The sequence below is a fragment of the Solihabitans fulvus genome (assembly GCF_008386585.1).
In the GTDB taxonomy this organism is placed as follows: Bacteria; Actinomycetota; Actinomycetes; order Mycobacteriales; family Pseudonocardiaceae; genus Solihabitans; species Solihabitans fulvus.
This window is the reverse complement of the sequence record NZ_VUOB01000010.1, coordinates 207,589-232,629: the sequence shown is the minus strand read 5'-3', so window position 1 is coordinate 232,629 and position 25,041 is coordinate 207,589. Positions and strand designations below refer to the sequence as shown.

Here is a 25,041-nt window from a genome sequence, read left to right as displayed (position 1 = left end):
GCCAAAGGGGTGTAGCTCAATTGGCAGAGCAGCGGTCTCCAAAACCGCAGGTTGCAGGTTCAAGTCCTGTCACCCCTGCGTCGAGTAGACGGTGAGCGGAGGATCGCGTGAGCGACGAGGATCGCGAGCAGGATCAGGCGGGGGAGCGCGAGAGCGCGGCTCGTCCGGTCACCGCCGCAGCACGGCGCGAACGTCGCGCCTCCGCTCGTCCGGTAGGCCGGAAGGAATCCGGCGACCGGACAGCGGAGTCGGCGACCGCCCCGTCTTCGGACAGTGGGCGCGCCAAGGCCAAGGCGGCCAAGGCGGAGTCGTCTGCTGATGACGGCAAGAAGGGCCGGCCGACCAAGGCTCGGGACCGGGACGAGAAGCGCGTCTCGGTGTTCGCGCGGTTGTTCCGCTTCCTTCGTGAGGTGGTTTCGGAGCTGCGCAAGGTCATCTGGCCGACGCGCAAGCAGCTCGTCACCTACACGACGGTCGTGCTGGTCTTCGTGGCCTTCATGGTCGCACTGGTGGCGGGGCTGGATGCCGGCTTCCACTGGGCCGTGTTCAAGGTGTTCGGCTGAGCCGAGCTGTCCAGCTCCGCTCATGCACGGAGCTAGGCAAGTGATGCACGAGAGGATGCGAGACCAACAGTGACCTCCCAGGACGGCAGCCACGAGGACGAGGTGCTCGCCGCTTCGGACGGCGACACCGAGCACGTCGAGGCGGTCGAGGAGCACGAGCCGGAGGCCACGCAGCCGCAGGATTCGGAGCAGGACGACGCCGAGGCGGATGACGCCGAGGTCGAGGAGACCGACGCCGAGGACAGCGAGGCTGTCGAAGAAGTCGAGGCTGTTGAGGCTGAGGCCGAGCTTCCCGACATCACCGAGGCGCCCGCCGACCCGGCAGCCGAGATGCGCGAGGCCCTTCGCTACGCGCCCGGCGACTGGTACGTCGTGCACTCCTACGCCGGCTACGAGAACAAGGTCAAGACCAACCTCGAGACGCGCATCCAGACCCTCGACATGGAGGACTTCATCTTCCAGGTCGAGGTGCCGACCGAGGAAGTGACCGAGATCAAGAACGGCCAGCGCAAGCTGGTCCAGCGCAAGGTGCTGCCGGGCTACATCCTGGTCCGCATGGAGCTGAACGACGCCTCGTGGAGCGCGGTGCGCAACACCCCGGGTGTCACCGGCTTCGTCGGCGCGACCTCGAAGCCGTCGCCGCTGACCATCGACGAGGTGCTCAAGTTCCTGCTGCCTCAGGTCGAGCAGGAGAAGCCCGCCGCTGGAAAGCCCGCGCAGACCGCGTCGAAGCCGACCGTCGAGGTCGACTTCGAGGTCGGCGAGTCGGTCACCGTCATGGACGGCCCGTTCGCCACGCTGCCCGCGACGATCAGCGAGGTCAACGCGGACGGCCAGAAGCTGAAGGTCCTGGTGTCGATCTTCGGCCGGGAGACCCCGGTCGAGCTGTCGTTCAGCCAGGTCTCCAAGATCTGACCGGTTCCCTCGGGGAGCCGGCAGCCACGCTGCGGCGGGCAGGGCCGCTGCGCGGACACTGCAAAAACAGGAAGCACGAGATGCCACCCAAGAAGAAGAAGCTCGCAGCGATCATCAAGCTGCAGATCAAGGCCGGCGCGGCCAACCCGGCTCCGCCGGTCGGCCCCGCGCTGGGTCAGCACGGCGTCAACATCATGGAGTTCTGCAAGGCGTACAACGCCGCGACCGAGTCGCAGCGCGGTGACGTCGTGCCGGTCGAGATCTCCGTGTACGAGGACCGGTCGTTCGACTTCAAGCTGAAGACCCCGCCCGCCGCTCGGCTGCTGCTCAAGGCCGCCGGCGTCGAAAAGGGCAGCGGCGAGCCGAACCGGACCAAGGTCGCCAAGGTGACCATGGACCAGGTGCGCGAGATCGCGACGACGAAGATGGTCGACATGAACGCCAACGACCTCGACCAGGCCGCGAAGATCATCGCTGGCACCGCCCGCTCCATGGGCATCACCGTCGAAGGCTGACCAGGCCGCATCACCTGTGGGAGAGCCACGCGCTGGCTCGCACCACTACTGATCCACGAATTAAGGACAGAAGCATGAAGCGCAGCAAGGCCTACCGTCAGGCCGCCGAGCTGGTGGACCGGGAGCGGCTGTACTCGCCGCTGGAGGCCGCCCAGCTCGCCAAGGAGACCTCCAAGATCAAGCAGGACGCCACCGTCGAGGTCGCGATCCGCCTTGGTGTCGACCCCCGCAAGGCCGACCAGATGGTCCGCGGCACCGTGAACCTGCCGCACGGTACCGGCAAGACCGCCCGCGTCATCGTCTTCGCCACCGGCGACAAGGCCGCCGAGGCCGAGGCCGCCGGCGCGGACGCCGTTGGCTCGGAAGACCTGATCGCCCGCATCCAGGGTGGGTGGCTCGACTTCGACGCCGCCATCGCCACCCCGGACCAGATGGCCAAGGTCGGTCGCATCGCCCGCATCCTCGGCCCGCGTGGCCTGATGCCGAACCCGAAGACCGGCACGGTGACCCCGGACGTCACCAAGGCCGTCAACGAGATCAAGGGCGGCAAGATCAACTTCCGGGTGGACAAGCAGGCCAACCTGCACCTGGTGATCGGCAAGGCGTCGTTCGACACCGCCAAGCTGGTGGAGAACTACGCGGCCGCGCTGGACGAGATCCTGCGCGCCAAGCCGTCCGCCGCCAAGGGTCGGTACCTGAAGAAGGTCACCGTCAGCACCACCATGGGCCCCGGCATCCCGGTCGACCCGAACCGCACGCGCAACCTGCTCAGCGCCGACGAGAGCGCCTGATTCTCGTCTGACTGACGCACCAGTGGGGCGGCATCCCGATCGGGATGCCGCCCCACTGTTCGTTCGGCGGCTGTCGTTCGGCGGCTAGCGGCTGGTCGGGCTGGTGCTGCTGGTGGCGGCACAGTCCTCGTGCTGGTAGCCGGTGATGATCCAGTTCTTGTTCGGCAGCGACGAGACCGTGAACCTCCCCAGCGGGGTGAAGCCAGGCTTGAGCGCGTCGGGCGCGAAGATCAGGCGGCAGGTGCTGATCTGCACCGACCCCGTCGCGGGGAACTTGAGGTACTCGTCCGGAAAATCGGGATGGGCGTAGTGCGTGACATCGCCGACCGACGTGCGTTTGAGCGCCAGAACCGCTGCGGCGCAGTCCTTTTCACCGACGTCCTTAGCGAACGCGTTCCTGGCCGTGTCGTCCTGGAACAGCAGGCAGGCGTAGGTGGTGTCGGCCATGGAGATGTGCTGGAACAGGTACTCGACGGTGCCCTTCGGCGTGCCGGGAGTGAGCGGGGTCTGTGACTGGCCGCCGCTGTCGTGCGCGACGCCGCCGTTGTCGTCGGTGCCGAAGTAGTGCTGGTAGGCCCAGTTCGCCAGGAGCAGCACGATAATCAGCGTGATCAGCCTGCGGACCAGCTTGAGCTTCAGGATCCGCAGCCACAGCGGCGGCCCCTCCCGCTTCGGCGGTGGCGGCGGGGTTGGCGGCCACTGGCCGGGGGGCACCGCGGGCGGCCACTGGCCCGGTTGGGCCTGCGGTGTCTGCGGTGTCGGCGGGTTGTAGGGGACGACGTCCTGGTGCGGCGCGCCACCTTGTTGCGGTGCGCCGCCCTGAGGCGCAGCACCGAGTTGGCGCTGGGCCTCCTGGAAGCGCAGGAACTCCTGGTACTGCTGGAACTGCCGGAACTGTTCCGCGTCGATCGCGGGTTCCCTCGGCTGTTCGGTGTCGGCCACGTCACCATCATGCCGTGCCTGGCGTGCCGCGATTTGGTCCGCCGGGCGGTGTCCCGTACTCTTGACCCCAGTTCCACCAAAGACCGCTGGTTTTCTCGTGCCCTGGCAACCGGGCAGGAGAACGAAGGTCCCGCTCAGCGGGCGGCCCGCGCAGGAGGACGAGGCAGAAGCCAGTGTGCCGTCGAGCACCTGATCTCTACGCCCCGCGCCGACTGCGCCGGGGCGTTCGTCGTTTTCTGGGCCTTCGGTCGATCAGCTCCCGTACCAGCCCAGAGAGGAGGCGACCATGGCGAAGCCAGTCAAGGTGGAGGCCGTCGCCGAGATCGCGGAGAAGTTCCGCGGTAGCTCGGCCGCTGTCGTCACTGAATACCGCGGCCTCTCCATGTCGCAGCTCACCACGCTGCGTCGCGCTCTCGGCGCGGGCACCACGTACACCGTCTCGAAGAACACGCTGGTCAAGCGTGCCGCGCAGGAAGCCGGTCTACAGGGTCTCGATGACCTGCTCGTCGGCCCGACCGCCATCGCCTTCGTTGAAGGCGAGCCGGTGGACGCGGCGAAGGCCCTGCGTGACTTCGCGAAGGACAACAAGGCCCTGGTCATCAAGGGCGGCTACATGGATGGCCGCCCGCTCACGATCGACGAAGTCAACAAGATTGCTGACCTCGACTCTCGTGAGGTGCTGCTCGCCAAGCTGGCGGGCGCGATGAAGGGCAACCTGGCCAAGGCTGCCGGCCTGTTCGCCGCGCCGGCCTCCCAGGTCGCTCGCCTGGCTGCTGCCCTACAGGAGAAGAAGCAGGCCGCGCAGGCGCCTGCTGCCGACTCCGCCGAGAGCTGACCAACCCCCACGCACTCCGCGCCCGACCTTCGGCCGGGCGTTGTAGCCAGAAAGGAACGCCACCATGGCGAAGCTCAGCACCGACGAGCTGCTCGACGTCTTCTCGGAGATGACCCTTCTCGAGCTCTCCGAGTTCGTGAAGCAGTTCGAGGAGAAGTTCGAGGTCACCGCGGCTGCTCCGGTCGCCGTCGCCGCCGCCGGCCCCGCCGGCCCGGTTGCCGCCGAGGCCGAGGAGAAGGACGAGTTCACCGTCGTCCTCGAGTCCGCTGGTGAGAAGAAGATCCAGGTCATCAAGGTCGTTCGCGAGATCGTCTCCGGCCTGGGCCTGAAGGAGGCCAAGGAGCTCGTCGAGGGCGCCCCGAAGCCGGTCCTGGAGAACGTCGCCAAGGACGCGGCCGACGCCGCCAAGGAGAAGCTCGAGGCTGCCGGCGCCAAGATCACCCTCAAGTGATCTAGCGCGGCGTCCCTAGGACGTCGCACCGCGCCTCTCGCGCCAAAGCGGGGCGGTCACCCACACGGGTGGCCGCCCCGCTTTTTTCGTCGGGACGGAATCTTCCGAACCCGCGAGTAACCCATACGCAGCACGCTCGTTGCACCTGTGTGACGCCGGTCGCGCCGGCGTTGTTGACGTTGCGCGAGCGGAGCTGCCCCCTGGAGGTGCGATGGGCGTCGAGGTGGTCGTCGAGGATCTGAGTAAGTCCTTTGGCCGGCAGTCCATCTGGAAGGACGTCTCGCTCACGTTGCCGCCCGGCGAGGTGAGCGTGATGCTCGGGCCGTCGGGCACGGGCAAGTCGGTGTTCCTGAAGACGCTGGTCGGCCTGCTCAAACCCGAGCGCGGCCGGATCGTCATCAACGGCACCGACCTGGTCCGCTGCTCGGAGCACAAGCTCTACGAGATCCGCAAGCTGTTCGGGGTGCTGTTCCAGGACGGCGCGCTGTTCGGCTCGATGAACCTCTTCGACAACGTGGCGTTCCCGCTGCGCGAGCACACCCGCCGCAGCGAGGCGGAGATCCGCCGCATCGTGTTGGAGAAGATGGAGATGGTCGGCCTCGTCGGGGCCGAGCGGAAGCTGCCAGGCGAGATCTCGGGCGGCATGCGCAAGCGCGCTGGCCTGGCCAGGGCGCTGGTGCTGGACCCCGAGATCATCCTGTGCGACGAGCCGGACTCCGGCCTCGACCCGGTCCGCACCGCCTACCTCAGCCAGCTGCTGATCGACCTGAACGCGCAGATCGACGCGACCATCCTGATCGTCACGCACAACATCACCGTGGCCAGGACGGTGCCGGACAACCTCGGCATGCTGTTCCGCCGCGAGCTGGTCATGTTCGGCCCGAGGGAGGTGCTGCTGACCTCGGAGGAACCGGTGGTCGAGCAGTTCCTCAACGGCCGCAGGATCGGCCCGATCGGGATGAGCGAGGAGAAGGACGAGGCCACGATGGCCGCCGAGATCGCGCACCGCGACGCGGGGCACTCGGACGGCTCGCCGGACGAGGACATCCGGGGCATCGTGCCGCAGCTGGAACCGACCCCCGGCCTGCCGGAGCGGATGGGCGTGCGCCGCCGCAAGGACCGCGTCATGCGCATCCTGCACACGCTGCCGCCGCAGGCGCAGCGGGGCATCATCGAGAGCCTCACCCGGGACGAGCAGGTCCGCTACGGCGTGTTCGCCGGAGCCGGGGTCGGCGGCCAGGGCGCTACGGCCGTGACCGGCACGCTGGTTCAGGAGCCGGTGACCGGGCCGATTTCCGTGGTGCCGCCGCAGCCGTCGCCACGGCCGAGGCCGGTGCCCCAGCAGGAGGTCGTCCGGCTGCCCGACTCGGAGTGGCAGCCGCAGGCCGGCCAGCTCGGCGAGCCCGAGCAGGCGGAGCAGCCCGAACCGCCCTCGGCGGGCAGCCGGCACCGGCGTCGCTGGCTCGGCAGGGGAGGCGGCGCATGAGCAGCCCGACCTCGTCGTTCCCCGGTGCCGGCGCGCTGCGCGAGACCGGCAGGCTGTTCGCGCTCGGCCTCGACGTCACCAGGTCCACGATCAAGCGGCCGTTCCAGCTCCGCGAGTTCATCCAGCAGAGCTGGTTCATCGTCAGCGTGACGATCCTGCCGACGGCGCTGGTGTCCATCCCGTTCGGCGCGGTGATCGCCCTCCAGCTCGGCTCGCTGACCAGGCAGATCGGCGCGCAGTCGTTCACCGGCGCGGCCAGCGTGCTGGCGATCATCCAGCAGGCCAGCCCGATCGTGACCGCGTTGCTGATCGCCGGGGCTGGCGGCTCGGCGATCTGCGCCGACCTCGGCTCGCGCACGATCCGCGAGGAGATCGACGCCATGGAGGTGCTCGGCGTCTCGCCGATCCAGCGCCTCGTGGTGCCGAGGGTGCTGGCCGCGATGCTGATCAGCGTGCTGCTCAACGGCATGGTCAGCGTGGTCGGCGTGATGGGCGGCTACTTCTTCAACGTGATCCTGCAGGACGGCACGCCCGGCGCGTACCTGGCCAGCTTCTCCGCGCTTGCCCAGCTGCCCGACCTGTGGATCAGCGAGATCAAGGCCCTGATCTTCGGGTTCATCGCCGGCATCGTGGCCGCCTACCGGGGACTGAACCCGTCCGGCGGCCCGAAGGGCGTCGGCGACGCGGTCAACCAGGCCGTGGTCATCACGTTCCTGCTGCTGTTCTTCGTGAACACCGTGTTGAGCGCGATCTACCTCCAGGTCATTCCGGCGAAGGGGAGTTAGCCGTGAGTATCGCCGGCGACCGGGTGCGGAAGGTCGCGAACAAGCCGTTGGAGACGCTGGACACCTTCGGGGACCAGTTGTCCTTCTACATCAGGGCGTTGGCGTGGGTGCCGAGGTCCCTGCGCCGCTACCTGCGGGAGACGCTGCGGCTGCTGACCGAGGTCGCCTTCGGCAGCGGCGCGTTGGCCGTCATCGGCGGCACCATCGGCGTGATGGTCGGCATGTCGATCTTCACCGGCACGGTGGTCGGGTTGCAGGGCTTCACGGCGCTGAACCAGATCGGCACCTCGGCGTTCGCGGGGTTCGTCTCGGCGTACTTCAACACCCGCGAGATCGCCCCGCTGGTGGCCGGCCTCGCGCTGTCCGCGACGGTCGGCTCCGGCTTCACCGCCCAGCTCGGCGCGATGCGGATCTCCGAGGAGATCGACGCGCTCGAGGTGATGGGCGTGCCGAGCCTGCCGTTCCTGGTGACCACCAGGATCATCGCGGGTTTCATCGCGATCATCCCGCTGTACGTGGTCGGGCTGCTCACCTCCTATCTTGCGGCGAGAACGATCACGGTCGAGGTGTACGGGCAGTCGGCCGGCACCTACGACCACTACTTCAACCTGTTCCTACCCCCGATAGACGTGCTCTGGTCGTTCGCCAAGGTGCTGGTCTTCGCCGTGGTGATCATCCTGGTGCACTGCTACTACGGCTACCGCGCCAGCGGCGGCCCGGCCGGCGTCGGTGTCGCGGTCGGCCGCGCGGTGCGGACCGCGATCGTCACGACGAGCCTGCTGGACTTCTTCCTGAGCCTGGCGATCTGGGGCACCACGACGACGGTGCGGATCGCCGGATGACCCTGCAACCACGGACCGAGGCGGTGACATGAGCGGCAGGGACACGCTGTCGAAGGCGCGCACCAGGATGCTCGGTGTCGTGTACGTCGCCGTGATCGCGTCCTTCCTTGCACTGACGATCGCGTTGTACCAGAACGCGTTCACGCCGTCGGTGCGCGTGTTGCTGCGCACCGACCACATCGGCAACCAGCTCCAGACCGCCTCCGACGTCAAGGTGCGCGGGCTGATCGTCGGGTCGGTGCAGCAGATCCACACCGTTGGCGATGGGGCCGAGCTCGAGCTGGACCTCCAGCCGGACAAGGTCGGCCTGATCCCGGACAACGTCTCGGCGCGGCTGCTGCCCAAGACGCTGTTCGGCGAGCGGTACGTGAACCTGGTGCTGCCGCAGAACCCCGCGCCGAGGCATCTTGCCGCGGGCGACGTGATCAGCCAGGACCGGTCGGGCAGCGCCATCGAGGTGGAGAAGGTGCTCGGCGACCTGATGCCGGTGTTGCAGGCGGTGCAGCCGGAGAAGCTGTCCACCACGCTCACCGCGCTGTCGCAGGCGTTGTCCGGCAGGGGAAAGCCGCTCGGCCAGACGCTCGTGCAGCTCGACCAGTACCTCGGCCAGCTCAACCCGCAGCTGCCCAACCTCGACGCCGACCTGGTCAAGCTGGCGCAGGTGGCCGACACCTACAGCCAGGCCGCGCCGGACCTGGTGCAGGCGCTGTCGGACCTGACGGTGACCAGCCGCACGATCGTCGACCAGAAGGCGAACCTGGAGACTCTCTACGCGAGCCTGACCACCGCGTCGGGCGACCTGACGGGTTTCCTGCGCGCCAACGAGAACAACCTGATCCAGGTGGCCGCGGCCAGCAGGCCGACGCTGGACCTGCTGGCCAAGTACGCGCCCGAGTACCCGTGTTTCCTCCAGGGCCTCGCCAGCTTCGCGCCGATCATCGAGAAGGCGTTCGGCAAGGGCACCGACAAGCCCGGCCTGCACATCACCATGGAGATCACCAACAACCGGGGCAACTACAAGCCGAACCAGGACGAGCCGGTGTACGGCGACAAGCGCGGCCCGCGCTGCTACGACATCACGCCGAGGCCGACCCCGTTCCCGCAGTACCCGCCGGAGGGCCCGGTGAAGGACGGCTCGAAGGCGCCGCCCGCTGCCAGGTCCGCGAACGACGGCGTGCTGCCGCCCGCAGGAATGGCCACCGCGCCGTCCTCGGCGAGCACGGGCCTCGGCCTACCGAACTCGGTGCAGGAGCGGGACTTCCTCGCCGCGATGCTGGCGCCGTCGATGGGCGTCGAGCCCAAGGACGTGCCCGGCTGGGGCAGCCTGCTGGTCGGCCCGCTGTTCCGGGGAGCTGAGGTGAGTTTCAAGTGAGGAGCCTGGTCGCCCCGCTGGTCAAGCTGGGCGTCTTCCTGGTGGTCACGGTGCTGGCCACGACGGTGCTCGCGGTGACCATCGCCAACACGGGTCTCGGCGACTCGACCGGCTACGTCGCGAGGTTCACCGACGTGACGGCGCTGAACCAGGGCGACGACGTGCGCATCGCCGGCGTCCGGGTCGGGCAGGTGGATGGCATCAGCGTCGTCGACCGCCGCCAGGCCGAGGTGCGGTTCTCGGTGACCGGCGACCGCAAGCTGCCGGCGTCGGTGACGGCGACGATCAAGTACCGCAACCTGGTCGGCCAGCGCTACGTCGCGCTGGAGCAGGGGGTCGGCACGCCGGGCAGCGTGCTGCCGGCCGGCGGGCTGATCCCGTTGGAGCGCACCAAACCCGCGCTGGACCTGACCGTGCTGTTCAACGGATTCAAGCCGTTGTTCCAGGCGCTCTCGCCCAACGACGTGAACAAGCTGTCCTACGAGATCATCCAGGTGTTGCAGGGCGAGGGCGGCACGATCGACAGCCTGCTCGCGCACACGGCGTCGCTGACGACCACGCTGGCCGGCAAGGACCAGGTGATCGGCGAGGTCATCACGAACCTGAACTCGGTGCTGGACAACGTGAACTCGCGTGGTGACGAGCTGTCCAACCTCGTCACCACGCTCCAGCAGCTCGTGACGGGGCTGGCCCAGGACCGCCAGCCAATCGGCGACGCGATCAGCGCGCTCGGCGGCCTGACGACCACGACCGCCGGGCTGCTCGACCAGGCCCGCCAGCCGCTCAAGGACGACATCGCCTCGCTCGGCGTGCTGTCGAAGAACCTGGCGGACAGCTCGGACGTCGTCGAGTCGGTGATCGCGCACCTGCCGCACAAGCTGGAGTCGATCACCAGGACGGCGACCTACGGCTCCTGGTTCAACTTCTTCCTGTGCGAGGGGAGCGGTCAGATCGCCGTGCCACCGATCATCAACAACCCGATCAGGCTGACGGTGCTGCCGGCGACCCAACCGAGGTGCCACCGATGAAGCCGTTCCGCGAGCGCAACCCCATCGTCATCGGCGTGGTCGGGCTGACGGTGATCGTGTTGGCGACGCTGGCCGCGTTCTACTCCGACGACCTGCCGATCATCGGCGGCGGCACCACCTACACGGCGGACTTCAGCGAGGCGGCCGGTCTGGTGCCGAGCAACGAGGTCCGCGTCGCCGGGGTGAAGGTCGGCAAGGTGACGAAGGTCGAGCTGGCCGGCGACCACGTGCAGGTGAGCTTCAAGGTCAAGGACGCCTGGGTCGGCGACCGGACGACCGCGATGATCCGGATCAAGACGCTGCTCGGCCAGAAGTACCTCGCGCTGGATCCCCAGGGCGCACAGGCGATGAACCCGTCGCAGGCCATCCCGAGGGACCGCACGATCGCGCCGTACGACGTGACCGAGGCGTTCAACGGGCTGGCGACCACCGTCGGCCAGGTGGACACCAAGCAGCTCGCGGACAGTTTTCAGGTGCTCACCGACACGTTCAAGAACTCGCCGACGAGCGTGAAGGGCGCGCTGGACGGGCTGTCCTCGCTGTCGAGGACGATCTCCTCGCGGGACCAGCAGCTGGCCACGCTCCTCGCGAACACCAGGCAGATCTCCACCACGCTGGCCGATCGCAACGACCAGTTCGAGAAGCTGTTGTCCGACGGGAACCTGCTGCTCGGTGAGGTGCGCAAGCGCAAGGACGCGATCAGCGCGCTGCTCACCGGCACCCGCAACCTGTCCACCGAGCTGGCCGGCCTGGTGACGGACAACAACCAACAGCTCAAGCCGGCGCTGGAGCAGCTCGGCAAGGTCACCGACGTGTTGCAGCGCAACCAGGACAACCTGTCCAAGGGCCTCCAGCTGATGGCGCCGTTCTACCGCGTGTTCGCCAACACGCTCGGCAACGGGCGCTGGTTCGACAACTACATCTGCGGGCTGCTGCCGCCCTCGGTGAACCTCGGCGTGTTCGGGTTCAACCAGGAAGGCTGCCTGCCACCTGGGGTGCAGAGGGGTCCGCGATGAGCGAGCGTAGCGAGCGAGTCATCAAGCACAGCGCGCTTTGTGTCTCATCGGCGCCCGCAGCGAAGCGAGGACGTCGATGAGTGCAACCACCAAGGCGGGCAAGGATCTTGGGCGGGCGGTGGCGATCGCCTGTGTGTTGGTGTTGCTCGCGGCCGCCGGGTTCTGGTGGATGTTCTCCGGCGGCACCAGCAACAAGGTCACGGCCTACTTCGGCGCGGCCGTCGGCCTCTACCAGGGCTCGGACGTGCGGGTGCTCGGGGTGAAGGTCGGCACCATCGACGAGGTCGTGCCGCAGGGCCAGCAGGTGAAGGTCACCATGTCGGTCGACCGCGGGGTGAAACTGCCGGCGGACGCGCAGGCCGTGGTGGTCTCGCCGAGCGTGGTCAGCGACCGGTACGTGCAGTTCACGCCCGTCTACACCGGCGGGGCCACGCTGGCGGGCGGCGCGGTCATCCCGAGGGAGCGCACCGCGACCCCGGTCGAGCTGGACGAGCTGTACTCCAGCATCGACAAGCTGACCACCGCGCTCGGGCCGAACGGCGCGAACGCCAACGGTGCGCTGTCGAACCTGCTCAACACCGCCGCCGCGAACCTCCAGGGCAACGGCAAGGCCCTCAACGACACGATCAAGCAGCTCGGCGACGCGACCAGGACGCTGTCCGGCTCCAAGGAGGACCTGTTCGCCACGGTGGACAGCCTCCAGAAGTTCACCAGCATGCTGGCCGCCAACGATGGGCAGGTGCGCGACCTCAACTCGCAGCTGACCGACGTGGCCGGCTTCCTGGCGGGCGAGCGGCAGGACCTCGGCTCGGCGCTGACCGAGCTGGCCGGCGCGCTCGGCCAGGTGCAGGCGTTCATCCGCGACAACCGCGACGTCATCAAGTCCAATGTGGACAAACTGGCCGGCATCACCAAGATCCTGGTGGACCAGCGGGCCGCGCTCGCCGAGGTGCTCGACGTCGCGCCGCTCGCCGTCGGCAACCTCCAGAACGCCTACAACGCGTCCTCGGGGACGCTGGACGCCCGCGCCGACATCAACGAGCTCAACCAGCCGCCGATCACGTTGGTGTGCAAGCTGATCCAGCAGGCGACGCCGCCGGCCCTGCCGCCGGTGCTGTCGGACGTCTGCAAGCAGCTGGAGCCGGTGGTGCAGGGCCTGCTGCCGCTGCCGACCCCGGCCCAGACGATCAGCGCGTTCAGCCAGGGCAAGCTGCCGCCGCTGCCGCTCCCGGTGGTTGGCACGCTGTTCGGCTCGCCCGGCGCGGTGCAGGGAGGCCACTGATGCGCAAGGGAATCCCTGTTCTGGTGACGCTGCTGGCGGGCCTGACGCTGGCGGGCTGCGGCGCTGGCGGCTTCGACGGCGTCTACAACATGCCGCTGCCCGGCGGCGCGGACCTCGGCTCCCGGCCGTACCGCGTCAAGGTCGACTTCAAGGACGTGCTCGACCTGGTGCCGCAGGCCGGCGTGAAGGTCAACGACGTCCCGGTCGGCAAGGTCGAGCAGATCGACGTGGCCAAGGACGGCTGGACGGCCGAGGTGACCGTCGCGGTCAACGGCGACGTGTCGCTGCCGGCCAACGCGGTGGCCAGGCTGCGCCAGTCCAGTCTGCTCGGCGAGAAGTACGTCGAGCTGGCCAAGCCGGACCAGTCGACGCCGGCGCAGGGCAGGCTCGCCGACGGCGCGACCATCCCGGTGGACCGGACCAACCGCAACCCCGAGGTGGAAGAGGTCTTCGGCGCGCTGTCGCTGCTGCTCAACGGCGGCGGCATCGCGCAGCTCCAGAACATCACCAGGGAGCTGAACTCGGCGGCCGAGGGCAACGAGCCGCAGCTGCGTTCGCTGCTGGGCAACGTCAACACCTTGGTCTCCGACCTGGACGCGCACCGGGGCGACATCACCCGCGCGCTGGACGGCGTGAACAAGCTGGCCGGCACCCTCAACGCGCAGCGAGACAAGGTCGGCAACGTGCTGGACAACCTGGCGCCCGGCCTGAAGGTGCTGACCGACCAGCGCGACCAGCTGGTCAGCATGCTCCAGTCGCTCCAGTCGCTGTCCGGGGTCGCCGTCGACACCATCGACAGGAGCAAGGCCGACCTGGTCGCCGACCTGCGCGCGCTCACGCCGACGTTGCAGAAGCTCGGCGAGGCCGGCAAGAACCTGCCCAACGCGTTGCAGCTGCTGCTGACCTACCCGTTCCCCGACGCGACGGTCGACGGCGTCAAGGGCGACTACACCAACCTCTACCTCGATCTCGACCTGAACCTCGGGCACATCCTGGACAACCTGTCGCTGTCGCGGCAGAGCCCGCTGCCCAACATCCCCGGCCTGTCCGGGCTGACCGGCGGCACCACCACGGGCAACTCCTCGAACGCGCCTGCGCTGCCGTTGCCGCCGCTGCAACTGCCCGGCGTCGGCACGCAGACCGCGCCGCCGGGTCAGGCGACGCAGGGCAGCGGGCTCGCCGGCCTGCTCGGCTCGCTGCTGGGAGGTGGCCACTGATGTTCACCCGCAGAATGCGGCTCCAGGTCGGCGCGTTCGTGCTGATCGCGCTGGTCGGCATCAGCTACGTCGGCGCAAGGTACGTGGGGCTCGGCAGGGTGTTCGGCGCCACCGGCTACGTGGTGCAGGTCCGCCTCGCCGACTCCGGCGGGATCTTCAGCAACGCCGAGGTCACCTACCGGGGCGTGACGGTCGGCCGGGTCGGCCCGCTGCGGCTGACCGCCGACGGCGTCGAGGTCGACCTCGACATCGACCCGTCGGCGCCGCCGATCCCCGCCGACCTCGAGGCCGTGGTGGCCGACCGGTCCGCGGTCGGCGAGCAGTACGTCGACCTGCGGCCCAAGCACGAGGGCGGCCCGTTCCTGGCGTCCGGCGCGGTCATCCCGCAGTCGGTGACGAAGACGCCGCCGCCGGTGGACAGCCTCCTGACGAACCTGGACAGCCTGGCCACCTCGGTGCCGACCGACTCGCTGCGCACGGTCGTCGACGAGCTGGACACGGCCTTCCAGGGCGCTGGCCCGAACCTCCAGGTGCTGCTGGACAACACCCGCAGCTTCACCAAGGCCGCGGCGGAGCACCTGCCGCAGACCACGAAGCTGCTCGCCGACGGCCGCACCGTGCTGACCACCCAGGCCGACGAGTCCGCCGCGATCAAGTCGTTCAGCGGCAACCTCAGGCTGCTCGCCGAGCAGCTGAAGAACTCCGACGGCGACCTGCGCAAGCTGATCGCCGTGACGCCCCAGGTGTCCGAGCAGGTCAGCGGCTTCCTGCGGGAGTCGGGCCCGAACCTCGGCGTGGTCGTCGCGAACCTGCTGACCACCGCGAACATCCTGTCGACAAGGCGGGACGGGCTCGAGCAGATCTTCGTGACCTACCCGCTGGTGGTGGCTGGCGGCTTCACCGTCGCGCCCGGCGACGGCACCGCGCACTTCGGCCTCGCGCTCAACGTGTTCGACCCGCTGCCCTGCACGGTCGGCTACGAGGGCACCACGATCCGGCCGGCGAACGGCACCTACACCGACAACGCCGGCACCAAGCGCAACGCGACCGACCCGGCCCCGCTGAACACCCAGGCGTACTGCGCGCTGGCCAGGGGCAGTTCCAGCGCGGTGCGCGGCGCGCAGAACGCGCCCTACGGCGGCCAACCGACCACGCCGCAGGGCAACCAGACCGAGCCGCAGCCCAGCCAGGAGGCCACCCACCAGGGCCAGCTGCCCGGCGTGCTCGGGCTGCCCGGCATCGGCTCAGGGCTCAACAGCCTCGCCAAGCTGCTCGGCCTGCCCGGCTAGGCGACCAGCGACACAGCGACCACACGCACCATCCCTACCCTGGAGCACCATGAACGAGCGGGTCAGGTCCGACGGCAGGCCGTCCTTTGCGCACCCCGCCGTGCTGGCGGCGGCCGCGGTCGCGGTGGTCGCCGCCGTGTTCGCGGCCTGGTTCGGCTGGTCCTGGTACAGCGCGGCGCACGACGACTCGCTGCGCTACGCCAGCACCCGCGACGACGTGCAGCGCGCGGGCGAGGTGGGGATCGACAACTTCACCACCCTGGACTACAAGAAGGTCGACGAGGGCCTCGACCGCTGGTTGGCCTCCTCGACCGCGCAGCTCAACGACGAGGTCAAGCAGGGCAGGGACGCGAGCAAGAAGCAGATCGAGGCGGCCAAGACCGTCACCAAGGGGAAGGTGCTCGAGTCGTCGGTGACCGACCTGGACGACCGCGCCGGCAAGGCCACCCTGATCGCGGCGGTGGAGATCGTGGTCACCCCGGACGGCGGCCAGCCAACCACCAAGCGCGACCGCTACCAGGCCAACCTGACCAGGACCGACGCGGGCTGGAAGCTCAGCGCGCTCGGCCAGGTCGCGGTCGGCACGGCGTAGCCGGCCGGCCAGCACCGCGACACTCGAGAGGATCAGGGAAGTGCCACCGACCCGCCGCCGCCCGACCCAGCCGAACCAGCCACCGGCCCGCCGGCCGCGCGTGGCCGGCCTGACCAACCGGCCGAACCCCGCTGGCGACGAGACCGAGCGGCTCGAGGCGACCCAGGAGTCCCAGGAGTCCCAGGACACGGCAGGCGGTTACGCCGCGCCCGGCTACCAGCCGCCCGGCTACCGTGCGCCGCAGCAGCCGGCGAGGCCTCAGGCCGAGGAGCCCCAGGAGCCCGAGCCCGCCGAGCCCGAGGCCACCGAGTCTGAGCCCGCCGAGCCCGAGGCTGCCGAGCCCGCGCCCGAGGCCGACGACGTGATCTCGCCGTCGGTGATCGGCGCCGAGGACGCTGAGGACGCCGCAGCCGAGGACACCGCGACCACCAAGACCGCCAAGACCATCGCGACCACCAAGGTCGCCGAGGACGCTGAGACCCCGCAGGAGGCTCCGGAGGACGCGTCGGACGGCGACTCCGGGACGTCGGTGCGGCCCGTCGACGAGCCGCGCCCGACGCGCAGGCCCCGGCTGGTCACGCTGGCCGCCCTGCTGCTGCCCGCCGTGCTGTTCGCCGGCCTGGCGGTCTGGTTCCACGGCGAGGCCGAGCACCTCACGTCGAACTCGGGGCAGAACGGCGCGCTGGTGGACACCGCGCGCACCAGCGAGGTGACCGGCCAGGTCAAGGACGCCATGGAGAAGGCGTTCTCCTACAACTTCGCCGACACCGCCTCCACCGAGAAGGCGGCCAAGGACCTGCTCACCGGGGCGGCGGTCGACCAGTACAACAAGCTGTTCGAGCAGGTGAAGAAGCTGGCGCCGGAGCAGAAGCTGGTCGTGTCGGTGCGCGTGGTGTCCAGCGGGGTGCGGCTGCTCAACGGCGACCGGGCGGAGCTGCTGGTGTTCCTTGACCAGACCAGTACCAGGACCTCGGACAACCAGAGCAGCGTCGGCGCGACCATGGCGAGCGTCACCGCGCAGCGCACCGACCGGTGGCGGATCTCCGATCTGAAGATCCTCAACTGATCAACACGGTGATCGACTCTCGGTGAGAGCAGTGCCACATTCGGGTCAGTTCAACCGACACTACGGAGTGTCGCCGCGTGGTTGCATCCACGGTGTTCAGGGCGTTTCCCCAGGTCAGCGTGACTACGCCGGGTGATTTGGGCTTCGTCCAGCGGGGTGATCGAGGCGTGGCGTCTTGACTGTCACGCCTGCCAGGGTCACTCTGTCGGTGAGCACGAGACCGGCCGTTCCAGGGGCCTCTCGACAGTCGCCGTCTCTGTGGCTAGACTGCTCCTTTGCGCTGCCCACTTTCCGCATGCCCTTCGCCGAGAGCTAGGATTTGGGCACCACTGCACCCTTGACAGCTTAGTTAGCTGCTTGCTAGCTCGGCTGCGCCAGCTATTTAGTCCCTGGAAGGACGCATCTTGGCAGTCTCCCGCGCGACCAAGGCCACTGCTGCGACCAACTCCATGTCGGGGATCCCGGGAGCGCCGAAGCGGGTCTCGTTCGCGAAGATCCGTGAACCGCTCGCGACGCCCAACCTGCTCGATCTGCAGATCAACTCGTTTGAGTGGCTCACCGGCGACGAGGCGTGGTTCCAGCGCCGCATCGACGAAGGTGACGAGGCCCCCACCGGTGGCCTGGAAGACGTGCTCAACGAGATCTCCCCGATCGAGGACTTCTCCGGCTCGATGTCCCTGTCCTTCTCCGACCCGCGCTTCGACGAGGTCAAGGCCTCCGTCGAGGAGTGCAAGGACAAGGACATGACCTACGCGGCACCCCTGTTCGTCACCGCGGAGTTCACCAACCACACCACTGGTGAGATCAAGAGCCAGACGGTGTTCATGGGCGACTTCCCGATGATGACGGACAAGGGCACCTTCGTTATCAACGGCACCGAGCGTGTCGTCGTGTCCCAGTTGGTCCGTTCGCCCGGCGTCTACTTCGACACCTCGATCGACAAGACGACGGACAAGGACGTCTTCAGCGTCAAGGTCATCCCGAGCCGCGGCGCGTGGCTCGAGTTCGACGTCGACAAGCGCGACACCGTCGGTGTCCGCATCGACCGCAAGCGCCGCCAGCCGGTCACCGTGCTGCTGAAGGCGCTCGGCTGGACCACCGAGCAGATCCGTGAGCGGTTCGCGTTCAGCGAGACCCTGCTCACCACCCTGGAGAAGGACCACACCGCCGGCACCGACGAGGCGCTGCTGGACATCTACCGCAAGCTGCGCCCTGGCGAGCCGCCGACGAAGGAGAGCGCGCAGGCCCTGCTGGAGAACCTGTTCTTCAAGGACAAGCGCTACGACCTCGCCAAGGTCGGCCGGTACAAGGTCAACAAGAAGCTGGGCCTCAGCCTGCCGTTCACCACCGGCGTGCTGACCGAGGACGACATCGTCACCACCATCGAGTACCTCGTCCGGCTGCACGCGGGCGACACCTCGATGAAGGTCGGCGAGACCGAGGTTCCCGTCGAGGTCGACGACATCGACCACTTCGGCAACCGGCGCCTGCGCACGGTCGGCGAGCTGATCCAGAACCAGATCCGGGTCGGTCTGTCCCGGATGGAGCGCGTGGTCCGTGAGCGGATGACCACCCAGGACGTCGAGGCGATCACGCCGCAGACCCTGATCAACATCCGCCCGGTCGTCGCGGCGATCAAGGAGTTCTTCGGGACCTCCCAGCTGTCGCAGTTCATGGACCAGACCAACCCCCTCGCGGGGCTCACCCACAAGCGCCGCCTGTCGGCGCTCGGCCCGGGTGGTCTGTCCCGTGAGCGGGCCGGCATGGAGGTGCGCGACGTGCACCCCAGCCACTACGGCCGCATGTGTCCGATCGAGACGCCGGAAGGCCCGAACATCGGCCTGATCGGCTCGCTGTCCTCCTACGGCCGGGTCAACCCGTTCGGCTTCATCGAGACGCCGTACCGGAAGGTCGTCGACAGCCAGGTCACCGACGAGATCCACTACCTGACCGCCGACGAGGAGGACCGCTTCGTCAAGGCGCAGGCCAACTCGCCGATCGACGACGACGGCAACTTCCTCGACCCGCGCGTGATGGTCCGTCGTAAGGGCGGCGAGACCGACCTCGCGGACCCGAGCGTCGTGGACTACATGGACATCTCGCCTCGGCAGATGGTGTCCGTCGCGACCGCGATGATCCCGTTCCTCGAGCACGACGACGCGAACCGCGCGCTGATGGGCGCGAACATGCAGCGCCAGTCCGTGCCCCTGCTGCGCAGCGAGTCCCCGCTGGTCGGCACTGGCATGGAGCTGCGTGCCGCGGTCGACGCCGGTGAGGTCGTCGTCGCCAAGAAGGCCGGCGTCGTCGAGGAGCTGTCCGCCGACTACGTCACGATCATGGCCGACGACGGCACCCGCCAGACCTACGGGATGCACAAGTTCCGCCGGTCCAACCAGGGCACCTGCATCAACCAGAAGCCGATCGTCAACGAGGGCGACCGGGTCGAGGTCGGGCAGGTCGTCGCGGACGGTCCGTGCACCGAGAGCGGCGAGATGGCGCTGGGCAAGAACTTGCTCGTCGCGATCATGCCGTGGGAGGGGCACAACTACGAGGACGCGATCATCCTGTCCCAGCGTCTGGTGCAGGACGACGTTCTCACCTCGATTCACATCGAGGAGCACGAGATCGACGCCCGCGACACCAAGCTGGGTGCCGAGGAGATCACCAGGGACATCCCGAACGTCTCCGAGGAGGTCCTCGCCGACCTCGACGAGCGCGGCATCATCCGGATCGGCGCCGAGGTCCAGCCCGGCGACATCCTGGTCGGCAAGGTCACGCCCAAGGGCGAGACCGAGCTGACCCCGGAGGAGCGCCTGCTCCGCGCGATCTTCGGCGAGAAGGCGCGCGAGGTCCGCGACACCTCCCTCAAGGTGCCGCACGGCGAGTACGGCAAGGTCATCGGCATCCGCGTGTTCAGCCGCGAGGACGACGACGAGCTGCCCCCGGGCGTCAACGAGCTGGTCCGCGTCTACGTGGCCCAGAAGCGCAAGATCCAGGACGGCGACAAGCTCGCCGGCCGCCACGGCAACAAGGGTGTCATCGGCAAGATCCTGCCGGCGGAGGACATGCCGTTCCTCCCGGACGGCACCCCGGTGGACATCGTGCTGAACACGCACGGTGTGCCGCGTCGTATGAACATCGGCCAGGTGCTGGAGACCCACCTCGGGTGGATCGCCAAGCAGGGCTGGAGCATCGACGGCCTCGCCGACTGGGCGAAGAACCTGCCGGAGGAGCTCTACGAGGTCGACCCCGGCACCAAGACGGCCACTCCGGTGTTCGACGGTGCCAGCGAGACCGAGATCACCGGCCTGCTCGGCTCGACGATCCCGAACCGGGACGGCGAGCGGATGGTCAAGGAGAACGGCAAGGCGCAGCTGTTCGACGGACGTAGTGGCGAGCCGTACCCGTTCCCGGTGTCGGTCGGCTACATGTACATCCTGAAGCTGCTGCACCTGGTGGACGACAAGATCCACGCCCGCTCCACCGGCCCGTACTCGATGATCACCCAGCAGCCGCTCGGTGGTAAGGCGCAGTTCGGTGGCCAGCGCTTCGGTGAGATGGAGTGCTGGGCGATGCAGGCCTACGGGGCGGCGTACACGCTCCAGGAGCTGCTCACCATCAAGTCCGACGACGTGCTCGGCCGCGTGAAGGTCTACGAGGCCATCGTCAAGGGCGAGAACATCCCTGAGCCCGGTATCCCGGAGTCCTTCAAGGTGCTGCTCAAGGAGCTCCAGTCGCTGTGCCTCAACGTCGAGGTGCTCTCCAGCGACGGCGCTGCCATCGAGATGCGCGACGGGGACGACGAGGACCTGGAGCGGGCCGCCGCCAACCTCGGTATCAACCTGTCCAGCCGTCCCGGCTCGGACTCGCTCTCGGTCGACGACGTCGTGAACTGACCTCGCTGTTCGCCTGACGGGGGCTGGCCTCCCGCCATCCCCCGTCGGGCGACACGACCCCTACCCCCAGGCAGCAATCAACGAAGGGGAGAAGAACCGACGTGCTCGACGTCAACTTCTTCGACGAGCTTCGCATCGGCCTCGCAACGGCCGACGACATCCGCCAGTGGTCGTTCGGTGAGGTCAAGAAGCCAGAGACCATCAACTACCGCACGCTCAAGCCAGAGAAGGACGGCTTGTTCTGCGAGAAGATCTTCGGTCCCACCAGGGACTGGGAGTGCTACTGCGGCAAGTACAAGCGCGTTCGCTTCAAGGGCATCATCTGTGAGCGCTGCGGCGTCGAGGTGACCCGCGCCAAGGTGCGTCGTGAGCGGATGGGCCACATCGAACTGGCCGCGCCCGTCACGCACATCTGGTACTTCAAGGGCGTCCCCAGCCGGTTGGGCTACCTGCTCGACCTGGCCCCCAAGGACCTCGAGAAGATCATCTACTTCGCCGCGTACGTGATCACCGCGGTGAACACCGAGCTGCGCCACAACGACCTGCCCACGCTCGACAACGAGATGCAGGTCGAGCGCAAGCGCGTCGAGGCCAAGCGCGACGCCGACATCGAGGGCCGCGCGCAGAAGCTCGAGGCCGACCTCGCCGAGCTGGAGGCGGAGGGCGCGAAGAGCGACGTCCGTCGGAAGGTCAAGGAGGGCGGCGAGCGGGAGATGCGCCAGCTCCGCGACCGCGCCCAGCGCGAGCTGGACCGGCTCGACGAGATCTGGAGCACCTTCACCAAGCTCGAGCCCAAGCAGCTGATCGCGGACGAGCTGCTGTACCGCGAGCTGTACGACCGCTACGGCGACTACTTCACCGGCGCCATGGGTGCGGAGTCGATCCAGCAGCTGCTCGGCATCTACGACGTGGACGCCGAGGCGGAGATCCTGCGCGAGACGATCCGCAGCGGCAAGGGGCAGAAGAAGCTCCGCGCGCTCAAGCGGCTCAAGGTCGTCGCGGCGTTCCAGGCGACCCGCAACAACCCGCAGGGCATGGTCCTCGACTGCGTCCCGGTGATCCCGCCGGACCTGCGGCCGATGGTCCAGCTCGACGGTGGCCGCTTCGCCACCTCGGACCTCAACGACCTGTACCGCAGGGTCATCAACCGGAACAACCGCCTCAAGCGACTGATCGACCTCGGCGCGCCCGAGATCATCGTCAACAACGAGAAGCGGATGCTCCAGGAGGCCGTCGACGCGCTGTTCGACAACGGCCGCCGCGGTCGCCCGGTGACCGGGCCGGGCAACCGGCCGCTGAAGTCGCTGTCCGACCTGCTCAAGGGCAAGCAGGGCCGGTTCCGCCAGAACCTGCTCGGCAAGCGCGTCGACTACTCGGGCCGTTCGGTCATCGTGGTCGGCCCGCAGCTCAAGCTGCACCAGTGCGGTCTGCCCAAGCAGATGGCGCTGGAGCTGTTCAAGCCGTTCGTGATGAAGCGGCTGGTCGACCTCAACCACGCGCAGAACATCAAGTCCGCCAAGCGGATGGTCGAGCGTGCGCGCCCGGCCGTGTGGGACGTGCTGGAAGAGGTCATCACCGAGCACCCCGTGATGCTGAACCGCGCACCAACGCTGCACCGCCTGGGCATCCAGGCGTTCGAGCCGCAGCTGGTCGAGGGCAAGGCCATCCAGCTGCACCCGCTCGTCTGTGAGGCGTTCAACGCCGACTTCGACGGTGACCAGATGGCGGTGCACCTGCCGCTGTCGGCCGAGGCGCAGGCCGAGGCCCGCATCCTGATGCTGTCCAGCAACAACATCCTGTCGCCTGCCTCCGGCAAGCCGCTGGCGATGCCGCGTCTGGACATGGTCACCGGCCTGTACCACCTCACCCGCCACAAGGAGGGTGACCTCGGCGAGGGCCACGCGTACGCGTCGCCTGCCGAGGCCCTGATGGCGTTCGACCGCAAGGCCCTCGGCCTTCAGTCGATGGTGAAGATCAGGCTGACCGACCGGATGCCGCCGAGGGGCCAGGAGCCCGAGGGCTGGGAGCCGGGCCAGCAGTGGCTGGCCACGACCACGCTCGGTCGCGTGCTGTTCAACGAGCTGCTTCCCGCGGACTACCCGTTCATCAACGAGGTCATGCCGAAGAAGCGCCAGGCGACGATCATCAACGATCTCGCCGAGCGGTACCCGATGGTGACCGTGGCTCGGACGCTGGACAAGCTCAAGGACGCCGGCTTCTACTGGGCCACCAGGTCCGGTGTGACGGTCGCGATCTCCGACGTGCTCGTCCCGGCCAAGAAGTACGAGATCCTCGACCAGTTCGAGAAGCAGGCGGACGCGGTCGAGAAGCGCTACCAGCGCGGTCAGCTCTCCTACACGGAGCGCAACAACGAGCTGGTGAAGGTCTGGACCCAGGCGACAGAAGAGGTCGCCGAGGCCATGGAGGCCAACTTCCCCGAGGACAACTCGATCCGCATGATCGTGCAGTCCGGGGCGGCGGGCAACATGACCCAGGTCCGGTCGCTGGCCGGCATGCGTGGTCTGGTGACCAACCCGAAGGGCGAGTACATCCCGCGCCCGATCAAGTCCTCGTTCCGTGAGGGCCTGTCGGTGCTGGAGTACTTCATCGCGACGCACGGTGCCCGCAAGGGTCTTGCCGACACCGCGCTGCGCACCGCCGACTCGGGTTACCTGACCCGTCGTCTGGTGGACGTCTCGCAGGACGTCATCATCCGCGAGGTCGACTGCGGCACCAGCCGTGGCGTCATCCTGCCCGTCAGCCAGGACGGCGGCGGCAAGATGTCGCTGCACGAGTTCGCGCAGACGGCCGTGTACGCCCGCACGCTCGCCGAGGAGATCTCGGACAGCGACGGCAACGTGCTGCTCAACCGCGGCGACGACCTGGGCGACCCGGCACTGGAGAAGCTGGTCTCGGCCGGCGTCGCCAGGGTCAAGGTCCGCAGCGTCATGACCTGCGAGTCGGCTGTCGGTGTGTGCGCGAGCTGCTACGGCCGCTCGATGGCCACCGGCAAGCTGGTGGACGTCGGCGAGGCCGTCGGCATCGTCGCCGCCCAGTCCATCGGTGAGCCGGGTACCCAGCTCACGATGCGCACCTTCCACCAGGGTGGTGTGGCCGGTGACGACATCACGACCGGTCTGCCCCGTGTGCAGGAGCTGTTCGAGGCTCGGGTGCCCAAGGGCAAGGCGCCCATCGCGGACGTCGACGGCCGGGTGCGCATCGAGGACGGCGAGCGGTTCTGGAAGATCACCCTCACCCCGGACGACGGGAGCGAGGAGATCATCTTCGAGAAGCTGTCGAAGCGTCAGCGGCTCGCCAACACCCCGAGCGGTCCGTTGGCCGACGGCGACCACGTCTCCGTCGGGCAGCAGCTGCTGGAGGGCACGCCCGACCCGCACGAGGTCCTTCGCGTGATGGGTCCCCGTGAGGCTCAGCTGCACCTGGTGGACGAGGTCCAGAAGGTGTACCGGGCGCAGGGTGTGGCCATCCACGACAAGCACATCGAGGTGATCGTCCGGCAGATGCTGCGCCGGGTCACGGTCATCGACTCCGGTGCGACGGAGTTCCTGCCGGGTTCGCTCGTCGAGCGCAGCGAGTTCGAGTCGGCGAACCGTCGGGTCGTCGCCGAGGGTGGCGAGCCTGCCTCGGGTCGTCCGGTGCTGATGGGTATCACGAAGGCGTCGCTGGCCACCGAGTCGTGGCTGTCGGCGGCCTCCTTCCAGGAGACCACGCGTGTCCTCACCGATGCCGCGATCAACGGCAAGAGCGACAAGCTGGTCGGCCTGAAGGAGAACGTGATCATCGGTAAGTTGATCCCGGCTGGTACGGGCATCAACAGGTACCGCAACATCCAGGTGCAGCCGACGGAGGAGGCGCGGGCCGCGGCCTACGCGATCCCGTCCTACGACGACGGCTACTACACGCCGGACGTCTTCGGCACCGGCACGGGTGCGGCGGTTCCGTTGGACGACTACGACTTCGGTCGCGACTACCGCTGAAGTTAGCGTGCTGACGGGGGCTCGGGACAACTGTCCCGGGCCCCCGTTTTCTTTGGCGCGCAACCGAAGCGACACCGAAGGCTGCCCCTTCGACTGGAGGTGGCCGGACCTTTGGGTAGACCACGCGGGAAGTGCGCCACCTGGGCGATTGACTTGTTAA

At 68.3% G+C, this 25,041-nt stretch carries 20 protein-coding genes and 1 tRNA gene; 20 read left to right on the top strand and 1 reads right to left on the bottom strand.

Translation table 11 applies throughout. The features are described from left to right. Positions 1–5 precede the first annotated feature (5 nt). From F0L68_RS06670 to rplA, 5 genes are all read left to right on the top strand, one after another. Positions 6–78, top strand: a tRNA-Trp gene (locus F0L68_RS06670). Positions 79–107: 29 nt separating this feature from the next. Further along, the gene (gene secE / locus F0L68_RS06665) at positions 108–563 is read left to right on the top strand and encodes a preprotein translocase subunit SecE (RefSeq protein WP_149848564.1); all 456 of its coding nucleotides are present in this window, start codon (positions 108–110) and stop codon (positions 561–563) included. 69 nt (positions 564–632) lie between these two features. Continuing rightward, on the top strand, positions 633–1,478 hold the full coding sequence (gene nusG, locus F0L68_RS06660; protein ID WP_149848563.1) for a transcription termination/antitermination protein NusG: 846 nt from the start codon (positions 633–635) through the stop codon (positions 1,476–1,478). An 80-nt stretch (positions 1,479–1,558) separates the two neighbouring features. After that, entirely contained in the window at positions 1,559–1,993 is a 435-nt protein-coding gene (gene rplK, locus F0L68_RS06655) for a 50S ribosomal protein L11 (protein WP_149848562.1), read from the top strand. A 74-nt stretch (positions 1,994–2,067) separates the two neighbouring features. After that, complete coding sequence (rplA, locus tag F0L68_RS06650) at positions 2,068–2,784, top strand: 50S ribosomal protein L1 (RefSeq protein WP_149848561.1); 717 nt, start codon at positions 2,068–2,070, stop codon at positions 2,782–2,784. Positions 2,785–2,868: 84 nt separating this feature from the next. Here rplA and F0L68_RS06645 read toward each other — a convergent pair whose 3' ends face one another. Next, positions 2,869–3,726 carry a hypothetical protein gene (locus F0L68_RS06645; protein WP_149848560.1) on the bottom strand — a complete coding sequence of 286 codons (858 nt, stop codon included), beginning with the start codon at positions 3,724–3,726 and terminating at the stop codon, positions 2,869–2,871. Between the two features lie 286 nt (positions 3,727–4,012). On the opposite strand from F0L68_RS06645, the gene rplJ reads away from it, so the two are divergent. The 15 genes from rplJ (at position 4,013) to F0L68_RS06565 (ending at position 24,881) form a co-directional block, all read left to right on the top strand. After that, positions 4,013–4,561 (top strand): 50S ribosomal protein L10, encoded by a 549-nt coding sequence (gene rplJ / locus F0L68_RS06640; protein ID WP_149848559.1) that lies wholly within the window; start codon positions 4,013–4,015, stop codon positions 4,559–4,561. 64 nt (positions 4,562–4,625) lie between these two features. Next, positions 4,626–5,012, top strand: coding sequence for a 50S ribosomal protein L7/L12 (rplL, locus tag F0L68_RS06635; protein WP_149848558.1), 387 nt, complete (start codon positions 4,626–4,628; stop codon positions 5,010–5,012). A gap of 211 nt (positions 5,013–5,223) precedes the next feature. Further along, complete coding sequence (locus F0L68_RS06630; RefSeq protein ID WP_149848557.1) at positions 5,224–6,498, top strand: ABC transporter ATP-binding protein; 1,275 nt, start codon at positions 5,224–5,226, stop codon at positions 6,496–6,498. Next, entirely contained in the window at positions 6,495–7,283 is a 789-nt protein-coding gene (locus F0L68_RS06625) for an MlaE family ABC transporter permease (RefSeq protein WP_149848556.1), read from the top strand. The genes F0L68_RS06630 and F0L68_RS06625 overlap by 4 nt, the downstream gene beginning before the upstream one ends. Positions 7,284–7,285: 2 nt before the next feature. Then, entirely contained in the window at positions 7,286–8,125 is an 840-nt protein-coding gene (locus F0L68_RS06620) for an MlaE family ABC transporter permease (protein ID WP_149848555.1), read from the top strand. 28 nt (positions 8,126–8,153) lie between these two features. Beyond that, positions 8,154–9,497 carry an MCE family protein gene (locus F0L68_RS06615; RefSeq protein WP_149848554.1) on the top strand — a complete coding sequence of 448 codons (1,344 nt, stop codon included), beginning with the start codon at positions 8,154–8,156 and terminating at the stop codon, positions 9,495–9,497. Further along, positions 9,494–10,525 carry an MCE family protein gene (locus tag F0L68_RS06610; protein WP_149848553.1) on the top strand — a complete coding sequence of 344 codons (1,032 nt, stop codon included), beginning with the start codon at positions 9,494–9,496 and terminating at the stop codon, positions 10,523–10,525. Before F0L68_RS06615 ends, F0L68_RS06610 begins: the two co-directional genes overlap by 4 nt. Beyond that, positions 10,522–11,541, top strand: a complete 1,020-nt coding sequence (locus F0L68_RS06605; protein ID WP_149848552.1) for an MCE family protein — start codon at positions 10,522–10,524, stop codon at positions 11,539–11,541. Before F0L68_RS06610 ends, F0L68_RS06605 begins: the two co-directional genes overlap by 4 nt. A 76-nt stretch (positions 11,542–11,617) precedes the next feature. After that, positions 11,618–12,823, top strand: coding sequence for an MCE family protein (locus tag F0L68_RS06600; protein WP_149848551.1), 1,206 nt, complete (start codon positions 11,618–11,620; stop codon positions 12,821–12,823). After that, positions 12,823–14,040 (top strand): MCE family protein, encoded by a 1,218-nt coding sequence (locus F0L68_RS06595; protein WP_149848550.1) that lies wholly within the window; start codon positions 12,823–12,825, stop codon positions 14,038–14,040. Before F0L68_RS06600 ends, F0L68_RS06595 begins: the two co-directional genes overlap by 1 nt. Continuing rightward, a complete protein-coding gene (locus tag F0L68_RS06590; RefSeq protein ID WP_149848549.1) occupies positions 14,040–15,329 on the top strand; it encodes an MCE family protein in 1,290 nt (429 codons plus the stop codon). Before F0L68_RS06595 ends, F0L68_RS06590 begins: the two co-directional genes overlap by 1 nt. 49 nt (positions 15,330–15,378) lie before the next feature. Next, positions 15,379–15,921: an Rv1363c family protein gene (locus F0L68_RS06585; protein ID WP_149848548.1), complete on the top strand. Its 543-nt coding sequence runs from the start codon at positions 15,379–15,381 to the stop codon at positions 15,919–15,921. A 40-nt stretch (positions 15,922–15,961) separates the two neighbouring features. Continuing rightward, positions 15,962–16,987, top strand: coding sequence for a hypothetical protein (locus F0L68_RS43385; RefSeq protein ID WP_223198549.1), 1,026 nt, complete (start codon positions 15,962–15,964; stop codon positions 16,985–16,987). A 404-nt stretch (positions 16,988–17,391) separates the two neighbouring features. Next, entirely contained in the window at positions 17,392–20,883 is a 3,492-nt protein-coding gene (gene rpoB, locus F0L68_RS06570) for a DNA-directed RNA polymerase subunit beta (protein WP_149848546.1), read from the top strand. A 101-nt stretch (positions 20,884–20,984) separates the two neighbouring features. Further along, positions 20,985–24,881, top strand: coding sequence for a DNA-directed RNA polymerase subunit beta' (locus F0L68_RS06565; RefSeq protein ID WP_149848545.1), 3,897 nt, complete (start codon positions 20,985–20,987; stop codon positions 24,879–24,881). Positions 24,882–25,041 lie beyond the last annotated feature (160 nt).